10 protein-coding genes are annotated in these 11,858 nt (G+C 52.1%); 8 read left to right on the top strand and 2 right to left on the bottom strand.

Annotated elements, in window-relative coordinates; translation table 11 throughout:
- From dppB to KQJ18_RS16685, 5 genes are all read left to right on the top strand, one after another.
- On the top strand, nucleotides 1-924 hold a 924-nt coding region (gene dppB / locus KQJ18_RS16665; RefSeq protein WP_216422338.1), incomplete at its 5' end, for a dipeptide ABC transporter permease DppB.
- Between the two features lie 9 nt (nucleotides 925-933).
- The gene (gene dppC / locus KQJ18_RS16670; RefSeq protein ID WP_038635146.1) at nucleotides 934-1,836 is read left to right on the top strand and encodes a dipeptide ABC transporter permease DppC; all 903 of its coding nucleotides are present in this window, start codon (nucleotides 934-936) and stop codon (nucleotides 1,834-1,836) included.
- Between the two features lie 10 nt (nucleotides 1,837-1,846).
- Entirely contained in the window at nucleotides 1,847-2,830 is a 984-nt protein-coding gene (gene dppD, locus KQJ18_RS16675; RefSeq protein ID WP_087857187.1) for a dipeptide ABC transporter ATP-binding protein, read from the top strand.
- Nucleotides 2,827-3,831: a dipeptide ABC transporter ATP-binding subunit DppF gene (dppF, locus tag KQJ18_RS16680; protein ID WP_038635143.1), complete on the top strand. Its 1,005-nt coding sequence runs from the start codon at nucleotides 2,827-2,829 to the stop codon at nucleotides 3,829-3,831. Before dppD ends, dppF begins: the two co-directional genes overlap by 4 nt.
- Nucleotides 3,832-4,007: 176 nt before the next feature.
- The gene (locus KQJ18_RS16685; RefSeq protein ID WP_085049071.1) at nucleotides 4,008-5,210 is read left to right on the top strand and encodes a sigma 54-interacting transcriptional regulator; all 1,203 of its coding nucleotides are present in this window, start codon (nucleotides 4,008-4,010) and stop codon (nucleotides 5,208-5,210) included.
- Between the two features lie 33 nt (nucleotides 5,211-5,243).
- Here KQJ18_RS16685 and KQJ18_RS16690 read toward each other — a convergent pair whose 3' ends face one another.
- Complete coding sequence (locus KQJ18_RS16690; protein WP_038635139.1) at nucleotides 5,244-6,542, bottom strand: aromatic amino acid transport family protein; 1,299 nt, start codon at nucleotides 6,540-6,542, stop codon at nucleotides 5,244-5,246.
- 117 nt (nucleotides 6,543-6,659) lie between these two features.
- Nucleotides 6,660-7,856 carry a methionine gamma-lyase gene (megL, locus tag KQJ18_RS16695; protein WP_087857184.1) on the bottom strand — a complete coding sequence of 399 codons (1,197 nt, stop codon included), beginning with the start codon at nucleotides 7,854-7,856 and terminating at the stop codon, nucleotides 6,660-6,662.
- 424 nt (nucleotides 7,857-8,280) lie between these two features.
- On the opposite strand from megL, the gene KQJ18_RS16700 reads away from it, so the two are divergent.
- From KQJ18_RS16700 to KQJ18_RS16710, 3 genes are all read left to right on the top strand, one after another.
- Entirely contained in the window at nucleotides 8,281-8,388 is a 108-nt protein-coding gene (locus tag KQJ18_RS16700) for a type I toxin-antitoxin system toxin Ldr family protein (RefSeq protein ID WP_038635136.1), read from the top strand.
- A 225-nt stretch (nucleotides 8,389-8,613) separates the two neighbouring features.
- Nucleotides 8,614-10,620 carry a biofilm formation regulator HmsP gene (gene hmsP / locus KQJ18_RS16705; protein ID WP_216422339.1) on the top strand — a complete coding sequence of 669 codons (2,007 nt, stop codon included), beginning with the start codon at nucleotides 8,614-8,616 and terminating at the stop codon, nucleotides 10,618-10,620.
- A gap of 157 nt (nucleotides 10,621-10,777) precedes the next feature.
- On the top strand, nucleotides 10,778-11,858 hold a 1,081-nt coding region (locus KQJ18_RS16710), incomplete at its 3' end, for a dicarboxylate/amino acid:cation symporter (RefSeq protein ID WP_216422340.1).

Genomic DNA, 11,858 nt, shown 5'->3' on the forward strand with positions numbered 1-11,858 from the left:
GATCCGGTAATGATCATGGCGGGTGAGCGTGGGATCTCCCCTGAGCGTCATGCTCAACTGCTGGCCGAACTTGGTTTGGATAAACCGATGTGGCAGCAGTACCTCCATTATATCTGGGGGGTTATGCATGGTGACTTAGGTATCTCGCTGAAAAGCCGTTTACCTGTGTGGGATGAGTTCGTGCCTCGTTTTAAAGCCACGCTGGAACTCGGCGTCTGCGCGATGATTTTCGCCGTCGCAGTAGGTATTCCGGTGGGGGTACTTGCTGCCGTGAAGCGCGGCTCCATTTTCGATCACACCGCCGTTGGCCTGGCGCTGACCGGTTACTCTATGCCGATTTTCTGGTGGGGCATGATGCTGATCATGCTGGTTTCCGTGCAGTTAAACCTGACCCCGGTTTCCGGCCGGGTGAGCGACATGGTATTCCTTGATGACTCCAACCCGCTGACCGGTTTTATGCTGATAGATACCGCCATCTGGGGCGAAGAGGGTAACTTTATTGATGCGCTGGCGCATATGATCCTGCCCGCGATGGTGCTGGGTACCATTCCTCTGGCGGTAATTGTGCGTATGACTCGTTCATCAATGCTGGAAGTACTGGGTGAAGATTACATTCGTACCGCCCGTGCCAAAGGTCTGACCCGGATGCGCGTCATCATTATTCACGCTTTGCGTAACGCCATGCTGCCCGTCGTGACCGTTATCGGCCTGCAGGTTGGGACATTGCTGGCCGGGGCGATCCTGACTGAGACTATCTTCTCATGGCCTGGGCTGGGACGCTGGTTGATCGATGCGTTACAGCGCCGCGATTATCCGGTGGTGCAGGGCGGGGTGCTGCTGGTCGCGACGATGATTATCCTCGTCAACCTGCTGGTAGACCTGCTGTACGGCGTGGTGAACCCGCGTATTCGTCATAAGAAGTAAGGGGCCATCATGTCACAGGTTACTGAAAATAAAGTTATTGCCGCACCGGTGCCAATGACCCCGATGCAGGAGTTCTGGCACTATTTCAAGCGTAATAAAGGCGCGGTTGTCGGGCTGGTTTATGTTGTCATCATGATTCTGATTGCGGTCTTTGCGAATGTTCTCGCCCCGTATAATCCGGCTGAGCAGTTCCGTGATGCGCTGCTGGCGCCGCCTGCGTGGCAGGAAGGCGGCACGATGGCGCACCTGTTTGGTACTGACGATGTGGGCCGCGATGTGCTGTCGCGTCTGATGTACGGCGCGCGTCTGTCGCTGTTGGTCGGCTGTCTGGTCGTGGTGCTCTCCCTGCTGATGGGCGTAATTCTCGGGCTGGTCGCCGGTTATTTTGGCGGGATTATCGATAACGTCATCATGCGCGTGGTCGATATCATGCTGGCGCTGCCGAGCCTGTTACTGGCGCTGGTGCTGGTGGCGGTATTTGGTCCTTCGATTGGCAACGCCGCGTTGGCGCTGACGTTCGTGGCGTTACCGCACTATGTGCGTCTGACGCGCGCCGCCGTGCTGGTGGAAGTCAACCGCGACTACGTTACTGCTTCGCGCGTGGCGGGTGCCGGTGCGATGCGCCAGATGTTCGTCAATATTTTGCCTAACTGTCTTGCGCCGCTGATTGTTCAGGCATCGCTTGGTTTCTCTAACGCCATTCTCGATATGGCTGCCCTCGGCTTTCTGGGGATGGGCGCACAGCCGCCTACGCCGGAATGGGGCACCATGCTCTCTGACGTTCTGCAGTTTGCCCAAAGCGCCTGGTGGGTCGTGACCTTCCCGGGGCTGGCGATCCTGCTGACGGTGCTGGCATTTAACCTGATGGGTGACGGTCTGCGTGACGCGCTCGATCCCAAACTGAAGCAGTAAGAGGTTCGAGATGGCGTTATTAAATGTAGATAAATTATCGGTGCACTTCGGCGACGTAGGCTCCGAGTTCCGCGCCGTAGACCGCATTAGCTACAGTGTGAACCAGGGTGAAGTGGTTGGCATTGTGGGTGAATCCGGCTCTGGTAAGTCTGTCAGTTCGCTGGCGATTATGGGGTTGATTGATTACCCTGGCCGCGTGATGGCCGAAAATCTGGAGTTTAACGGTCGTGACCTGAAGCGCATCTCTGAGAAAGAGCGTCGTCAGTTAGTCGGTGCAGAAGTGGCGATGATTTTCCAGGATCCGATGACCAGCCTTAACCCGTGCTACACCGTCGGCTATCAGATTATGGAAGCCATCAAGGTGCATCAGGGCGGCAATAAAAAAACGCGCGTTCAGCGGGCGATTGACCTGCTGACGTTGGTGGGGATCCCCGATCCGGCCTCGCGTCTGGACGTGTATCCGCACCAGTTGTCCGGTGGGATGAGCCAGCGCGTGATGATCGCGATGGCGATTGCCTGTCGTCCGAAGCTGCTAATTGCCGACGAACCGACGACGGCGCTGGACGTGACCATTCAGGCGCAGATCATTGAGCTGCTGCTGGAGTTGCAGCAAAAAGAGAATATGGCGCTGGTTTTGATTACCCACGACCTGGCGCTGGTGGCGGAAGCGGCACACAAAATCATCGTGATGTACGCCGGGCAGGTCGTGGAAACCGGCGCTGCGCAGGATATTTTCCGCGCGCCGCGTCATCCGTATACCCAGGCATTGCTACGTGCGCTACCGGAGTTTGCGCAGGATAAAGCGCGTCTGGCTTCGTTGCCAGGTGTGGTCCCAGGTAAATATGACCGTCCGAACGGCTGTTTGCTGAACCCGCGCTGTCCGTATGCAACCGACAAATGCCGCGCTGAAGAACCTGAACTGAATCTGCTGGAAGGCGGTCGTCAGTCGAAATGCCACTACCCACTTGATGATGCCGGGAGGCCCACACTATGAGTACGCATGAGGCCACCTTGCAACAGCCGCTGTTGCAGGCGATCGATCTGAAAAAACACTACCCGGTAAAGAAGGGATTATTTTCCCCTGAGCGCCTGGTGAAGGCGCTGGACGGCGTCTCCTTTACTCTTGAACGCGGTAAAACGCTGGCGGTAGTAGGTGAGTCCGGCTGTGGAAAATCCACGCTTGGCCGCCTGTTGACGATGATTGAAGTTCCAACTGGCGGTGAGTTGTATTACCAGGGGCAGGATCTGCTCAAGCACGATCCGCAAGCGCAGAAGCTGCGTCGGCAGAAAATCCAGATTGTGTTCCAGAACCCGTACGGCTCCCTGAATCCCCGTAAGAAAGTGGGGCAGATTCTGGAAGAGCCGTTGCTGATCAACTCCACGCTCAGCAAAGAGCAGCGGCGTGAAAAAGCGCTGGCGATGATGGCGAAAGTGGGGCTAAAAACTGAGCACTACGATCGTTACCCGCATATGTTCTCCGGCGGCCAGCGTCAGCGTATCGCCATTGCCCGTGGTCTGATGCTGGACCCGGACGTGGTGATAGCCGACGAACCGGTCTCGGCGCTCGATGTTTCGGTGCGTGCGCAGGTCCTGAATCTGATGATGGATTTACAACAGGATCTTGGACTGTCCTACGTTTTTATCTCGCACGACCTGTCGGTGGTGGAGCACATTGCCGATGAAGTGATGGTGATGTATTTAGGCCGCTGTGTGGAAAAAGGGACCAAGGATCAGATCTTCAATAATCCGCGTCATCCGTATACCCAGGCGCTACTTTCAGCCACGCCACGTCTGAATCCGGACGACCGCCGCGAACGTATCAAGCTGACCGGTGAGCTGCCAAGCCCGCTGAATCCGCCGCCGGGCTGCGCGTTCAACGCCCGCTGCCGCCGTCGTTTTGGTCCGTGTACCCAGCTTCAGCCGCAGTTGAAAGATTATGGCGGTCAACTGGTGGCCTGTTTCGCCGTGGACCAGGATGAAAACCCACAGCGATAAACGTGGGTTATGACCTAATAACCGGAGCCTTGTGCTCCGGTTTTTTTATATTTTGTTTTTACGTCCACAATGTGAGTCCTCTGGCAGAACATTATTCCATAGCGTCTAAAATGTAGTCAGATACCCTTTTGTCACAGAAATAGCGATTTCGCAGTTGCTAACGATCAGGAGCAAATGTGGTCACGATACGCTGGGATATTAAAACAATTGATCGACTATCGATGGTTGAGGATGTCCTGAAGGAATTTTCCTGCTGTGATATCAATATCATCTCAATGAAAGTCACACCGGGACGGATCCTGATTAAATCCTGGTGCCGCCAGCTGCAGGATATTTCCTACGTGCAAACGTGTTTGAGCCAGCGAGCCGATATTATTAATGTCGCTTACCTGTGTGAAGAGATAAGCGAACTGTCAACGTCCGAGCCGGAACGCCCGCGCTATTTCTCTGACATTATTTGCACTAGCCAGAGCATGCGCTTGCTTATCGAAAAGGCGATCAGAATTGCCGACAGCAAATATACCGTTCTGATCCGCGGTGACACCGGAACCGGCAAGGAGCTACTGGCTCGGGCTATCCATAATTCCGGGAAGCGGCGGTTTTATCCGTTTATTCCGGTCAACTGCTCTGCATTGCCTGAGTCGCTGATGGAGAGTGAATTCTTTGGCTATGAGAAAGGAGCCTTTAGCGGCGCAGATTGTAAAGGCAAAAAAGGGCTGTTTGAAATGGCCGATAAAGGCACCCTTTTTCTTGATGAGTTTGGTGAAATGTCGCTGAGCTTACAGGCTAAATTACTGCGCGTGCTTCAGGATGGTGGGATTCGTCGCGTTGGCGGCGCACAAATTATACCGGTTAATGTACGTATTATTGTGGCAACCAACGCTAATCTGGAAGAGATGGTGGAACAACGTCTGTTGCGCGCCGATCTCTATTATCGGATCAACGTACTTTCACTCACCATTCCTCCCTTACGGGAGCGCCCGCAGGATATTAGTCTGCTTATTCGCCACTTTGTGCAGAAGTATGCGAAGGAGTTCCAGCGCCGGATAATCCTGGATAAAGCCTGTTTTGCGGCCTTGCATCATCACGCCTGGCCGGGAAACGTTCGTGAACTGGAAAATACCATTATTCGTCTGATGCTGATGGCGGAATCGGATGTCATTACCCTGGACGAACTGGGAATGGTGAATTTACCTGCGGTTGAACAAGCCCCAACGGAACGCCCTTTTAAAGAACAAGTGCTTAGTGCTGAGCGCCAACTCATCGAACAAATGGTAGAAGATAATGTGTCGTCGCGGCATATCGCTAAAGCGTTGGGGGTGTCGCATACCACGGTGTTGAATAAAATTCGCAGCTATCAGTTGGAGAGTGTGAGTTAAGCGCCGCCAGTGGCTGACGGCGCGTTAGACGGGTTATTCAATCAGCTTCAATAATGGCGACAGGCACAGCAGAATTCCGTACAGCAGAATCAGCCAGGTTTTAACACCGCGCAATTTCTCTAACTGCGTCACTTTATAGATCAGGAAAAACGGAATAATACACGACACAATCCCGTACAGTGGGCTCCCCAATTGGAAGAATACCAGCACCGATACGCGGAACGATACCCAAATAACCAGAGTAATCACAATAAATGTGCAAATACCCAGCGTGAGCACCAGCGGATTAATTTTCTCAACGTCAATGACGCGACTCAGGATGTTAAGAATAATACCCTTAATGGCCTCATGGAATCCCAGGTAAATACCAAAAAACGCCGTTAATACGGCGAAGATATTCAGTACCGTTGAGGTGATATGAATAATTTGTCCTGGAATAACCTGCGCTGCCAGCGCCAGGGCGGAAATATTTTGCTCAAAGGCCGAAACGGCCTCTTCATGGCTAATAGAAAAGGTAAAAGAGAAGGAGAAAAACAGAATAACCGCAATCAGCGTAATGTAACTGATGCGATGCGTGCGAATCGCCATGCGCGTCGCCAGTACCCGGTCAGCCACCCGTTTGCGATAAGCGATGTTCATTGGGTTTAATACCTGAATAAACACCGCTGAGAAGAAGCAGAACGGGATGGTCAACAGCACGTTGCGAAAGAAAACCGAGGCTTCAGGAAACGCGCTGATATTGCTAAAGTTCCAGTGCGGGATCATCGCAAAACCAAACACGATGATGATACCCACTTTTACTACTACCATCGGACCGGAGATTTTGAACAGCAGCTTTTCTCCCCCGGATGCAATGGCGACCAGCACGGCAAAAATGGCTACTTTGTAGATTATTGACTGCGAAAGGTCGGCCTCGGTCAAGCCAAAAGTTTTGATATAAGAGGCACTGTCAAATACTACTGATAGGGAATAAATAAATATGCCGTGAATAATCATCAGGAAATAGATGACGCCAAGAAATACGCCCCAGTTTTTCCCCAGATAATGACTTATAATATCGGTATAGTCATTACAGGTTTCACTCTCTGATAATGTTTTTAAATAAATGTCCTGCACAATATAAGTTGCGGGATAAGCAATAATAAAGGCGACAATAAATACCCAAATACCTGTTAAGCCAATTTGTACCGGCATCAGTACTGTTCCGGCGCCAATTGCCATGCCGATACAGAGTAATACCCAGCCAAAATCGTATTTCGTAAACGGTATCTTTTTTGAGATTGGTACGGCGGTTGCTGTATTGTTGCTTAATTGTAATGTGTTGTCCTGCATAGAACCCCCTGCCCAAAATACACGCTCTCCCCGGAAAAGGATTGCGCGTATAGCCAGACTGTTGTGCCTTGATTCTCAACAGTCTGAACCGATCGGCGTCGGTTCAGACTGTAGTGGTCAGAATGTTGCCTTTCTGATGGCGTGTTCAAGGTCGTTAATAATATCTTCTGGATCTTCAAGACCCACAGAAAGACGGATAAGCCCGTCGGTAATACCTGCTTTAAGCCGTTCCTCTGGCGCAACGGGCGAATGTGTCATAGACGCTGGGTGCTGAATGAGGGTTTCGGTATCACCGAGACTGACCGCGAGGAGGCACAATTCTACAGAATTGATCATCCGTCTGCCAGCCTCGAGGCCGCCGGCGATTTCGAAGCTGATAATTCCTCCAGGCAGACTCATCTGCCGTTGGCCAAGCTCATACTGCGGATGTGAAGAGAGGCCGGGATAATAAACGTGGGTGATGGATGGATGCCCTTCCAGGAAGCGGGCGATTTTCATCGCATTTTCGCAGTGACGCTCCATTCGAATGCCCAGCGTTTTAACGCCGCGCAGCGTTAACCAGGCGTTGAACGGACTCATGCAGCCGCCGGTGATATCTTTCAGCCCCACAAACCGCGCCTGGTCAATAAACTCCTGCTTGCCGACGATAATGCCGCCAATCACATCCCCGTGACCGTTGATATATTTGGTGACGCTGTGCACCACGATGTCTGCGCCCAGTTGTAAAGGCTGCTGACAGTACGGCGACATAAAGGTGTTATCCACCACCAGCACTGCGCCTTGCTGATGGGCAATACCGGCCACCGTTTCAATATCAACCAATGAGAGCGTCGGGTTGGCGGGCGTTTCGATATACACCACTTTGGTTTCCGGGCGCATGGCGGCGCGAATTTCTTCAGGATTCGCCGCATCGACAAAGCTGACGTTAATCCCGAACTTCGGCATGCTGTGCGACAGAAACGCGTGGGTGCAGCCGTAAATTGCGCTGGCGGAAACGATATGGTCACCCTGCTGACACAATGTCAGCAGCGTTGTGGTGATGGCAGAAATACCGGACGCGGTTGCCAGTCCGGCTTCACCTCTTTCCAGCACCGCCAGCTTTTTCTCCAGCGCATCGGTGGTGGGGTTACCCAAACGAGTATAAATGTACCCGGACTCCTCAAGCGCAAAGCGGGCGGCACCTTGTTCGGCGCTGTCAAATACAAATGTTGAAGTCTGGAAAATAGGCGTACTGAGCGCGCCAGTTGAAGGGTCGGGTTGTTGCCCCGCGTGAACGATCTGGGTGTTGAATCTGTAAGTACGACAGTCAGACATGATATCTCCTTTAATTCGGAACAGAACAGCTCACACTCAAATAGCAATCGCTGTGCCAGAAAATGAATTAATAGATATCAATGAGTTATGTATTTACCTGAATTAATAGTCGGCAGGAATGTTGCCAACTGGCAAGAATCTTTCCAGCGTACTGGCGAGAAACGGGTGAAATGCGAGGCGCTACGCAGAGCGGAATATTGCGCGGTGATATGGCGAAAGGGCTACCGTAGAATCAGCGGCAAGCCGGGAATTCCCGGTGAGGCGCAATGTTGCGGGGGCTTGATCCCCGGCGGCATCGGTTGCTGGAAAGAGAAAACCCCCGCACGTTGTTCAGTATAAACCTGGCAACAAAACGGGGGCTAACTTGACTCCAGACAAGTTAAGGATAGCCGCGAACAGTTGCCATTGCAACACAGGCGGCTATATGACGCTCGTACAGTTAGGCGTGGCCTTCTGGCACGATTTAGCGGCTCCAATCATCGCTGGTATTATTGCCAGTCTGATTGTGAGCTGGCTACGTAACAGGAAGTAATGCGCTTATTGGGCGTCTGCCTGCCGTGATGGCAATATGCGCCCGAACCAGGCCGCAGGGGTGACCTTGCGGCCTTTTTCGGCTTAAATGCAGATAAATCTCGTCGTCAGGTGCCTATCCTGTCGCGATAATGCACGCTGGGAAGTTTTCAGATACCGTCTCTCTTAATACCGCTACGATCGGGTATACTCTGACGGCAGTTTCGTCTATCCGTGGAGAGTCAGTTTGCGTGTCAGTCGCTCGTTAACAATTAAGCAGATGGCAATGGTCGCGGCCGTTGTCATGGTGTTTGTTTTCATTTTTTGCACCGTTTTGTTGTTCCATCTGGTACAGCAGAACCGCTATAACACGGCTACACAACTGGAAAGTATCGCTCGCTCCGTCCGTGAACCTCTTTCCGACACTATCTTGAAAGGGGATATTCCCGAAGCGGAAGCCATTTTACGCAGCATTCGGCCAGCGGGCGTGGTCAGCCGCGCTGATGTGGTGCTGCCTAATCAGTTTCAGGCGCTGCGGATGAGTTTTATTCCCGAACGCCCGGTTCCCGTTACGGTGACCCGCCTGTTTGAGCTTCCGGTGCAAATTTCGCTGCCGGTCTATTCACTTGAGCGCTCAGCGAACCCACAACCGCTGGCGTATCTGGTGCTGCAGGCGGATTCGTACCGCATGTACAAGTTTGTGATGAGCACACTCTCAACGTTAGTGACCATTTACTTACTTTTGTCGTTAATACTCACGGTAGCCATCTCATGGTGTATTAACCGTTTGATTGTGCATCCATTACGCAAAATCGCTCGTGAGTTGAACGACATTCAACAGCAGGATCTGATTGGCTATCAACTGGCATTACCACGTCTGCATCAGGATGATGAGATTGGTATGCTGGTGCGTAGCTACAACCTCAATCAGCAGCTCATCAAACGCCATAGTGAAGAGCAAAGCGACCATTCGATGCGCTTCCCGGTTTCCGAATTGCCCAACAAGTCGTTTTTAATGGGATTGCTGGAGCAGGTGGTGACGCGTCAGCAAACGACGGCGCTGATGATTGTCACCTGTGAAACCCTGCGTGATACCGCGGGCGTGTTAACCGAAACTCAGCGAGAAATCTTGCTGCTAACGTTAGTCGAAAAACTGAAATCCGTATTGGCCCCCAGAATGGTGCTTACCCAGGTGAGCGGCTATGACTTCGCCATCATCGCGCATGGTGTAAAAGAGCCCTGGCATGCCATTACACTAGGTCAGCAAGTACTCACTATCGTTAATGAGCGGTTACCGATTCAGGGCATTCAACTACGTCCGAACTGCAACATCGGGGTGGCGATGTTTTATGGTGATTTAACTGCAGAGCAGCTCTACCGCCGCGCCCTGTCCGCCGTGTTAACGTCGCGTCATAAGGGTAAAAACCAAATTCAGTTCTTTGATCCGTTGCAAATGGAAGAGGCGCAGCAGCGTTTAACCCAGGAGAACGATATTTTAACCGCCATGGATAACCAGCAGTTTGCGCTCTGGATGCAGCCCCAGGTAGAAATGTCCAGCGGCAAGGTATTGAGCGCAGAAGCATTATTGCGGATGCAACAGTCGGACGGTAGCTGGGAGCTGCCAGAAGGGTTAATCGACAGAATTGAGTCTTGTGGTCTGATGGTGACAGTCGGTTATTGGGTGCTGGAAGAAACATGCCGCCAGCTGTCAGCCTGGCAAGAACGCGGTCTGATGCTGCCGCTCTCGGTGAATTTATCCGCTCTCCAGTTGATGCACCCCAATATGGTGTCTGATCTGCTGGAGTTGTTAACGCGCTATCGCATTAAGCCTGGCACATTGATCCTCGAAGTGACTGAAAGCCGACATATTGACGATCCCAATGCCGCGGTGGCCATTTTGCGACCGCTGCGCAACGCGGGCGTGCGCATCGCGCTGGACGATTTTGGCATGGGGTATGCGGGTCTGCGACAGCTACAGCATATGAAGTCGCTACCGGTGGATGTACTCAAAATTGATAAGATGTTTGTCGATGGCGTGCCCGAAGATTGCAGCATGATCTCCGCCATCATTCAATTGGCACACAGTCTCAGCTTGCAGATGATCGCCGAAGGCGTTGAAACGGAAGCGCAACGCGAATGGTTATCACAAGCAGGGGTGGAAGTGGCGCAAGGCTTCCTGTTTGCCCGACCGGTTCCGGCAAATATCTTTGAAGAACGCTATCTGGCACCGGAAGGCGCTGATTACAAAAGTTAAAAAAGGTCTCGCTTGTGCGAGCCAGCTCAAAATTTTTAACATTTTTGTATCAATTATGATCCAGGTGCATTTCTGTCATGTTGAGTGGGTGTTACTTTAAGGCCGCAGGTTAAACAAAACCTTACAAGACCTGTGGTTTTTACTTTAAGGACACCCTATGAAGACCTCTATATTCAAAAGCCTTTACTTTCAGGTCCTGACAGCAATTGCCATTGGTATTCTCCTTGGCCATTACTACCCTGAATTAGGCGCCCAAATGAAGCCGCTTGGTGATGCTTTCGTTAAGCTCATCAAGATGGTCATCGCACCTGTCATCTTCTGTACTGTCGTGACCGGCATTGCAGGCATGGAAAGTATGAAAGCAGTAGGCCGCACCGGTGCGGTTGCACTGCTCTATTTTGAAATTGTCAGTACGATTGCGCTGATCATCGGCCTCATCATCGTCAACGTGGTGCAACCCGGTGCCGGGATGAACGTCGATCCGGCAACGCTGGATGCCAAAGCGGTAGCGATTTACGCCGAACAGGCAAAAGACCAGGGGATCGTAGGTTTCCTGATGGACATTATCCCTGCGAGCGTCATTGGCGCGTTTGCCAGCGGTAATATCCTGCAGGTATTACTGTTTGCGGTAATGTTTGGTTTTGCTTTGCATCGTCTGGGCAGCAAAGGCCAGATGATTTTCAACGTAATTGAAAGCTTCTCGCAGGTTATTTTTGGCATCATCAATATGATCATGCGCCTGGCGCCGATCGGTGCTTTCGGTGCCATGGCTTTTACCATTGGTAAATATGGCGTCGGAACGCTGGTGCAACTGGGTCAGCTGATAATCTGCTTCTACATCACCTGTATTCTGTTTGTGGTTCTGGTACTGGGTTCCATTGCTCGCGCGACTGGCTTCAGCATCTTCAAATTCATCCGCTATATCCGTGAAGAACTGCTGATCGTACTGGGTACGTCTTCATCTGAATCCGCACTGCCGCGTATGCTCGATAAAATGGAGAAACTGGGCTGTCGGAAGTCGGTTGTCGGGTTGGTTATACCCACAGGGTACTCGTTTAACCTTGATGGGACATCCATCTATCTGACGATGGCGGCGGTGTTTATCGCTCAGGCCACCAACAGTCATATGGATATTTTCCATCAGATAACCCTGCTGGTCGTGCTCCTGCTCTCCTCAAAAGGTGCTGCGGGTGTGACCGGGAGTGGCTTCATTGTTCTGGCCGCGACTATCTCTGCGG

Source organism: Citrobacter sp. S55_ASV_140 (genome assembly GCF_018919505.1).
Taxonomy (GTDB): Bacteria; Pseudomonadota; Gammaproteobacteria; order Enterobacterales; family Enterobacteriaceae; genus Citrobacter; species Citrobacter werkmanii.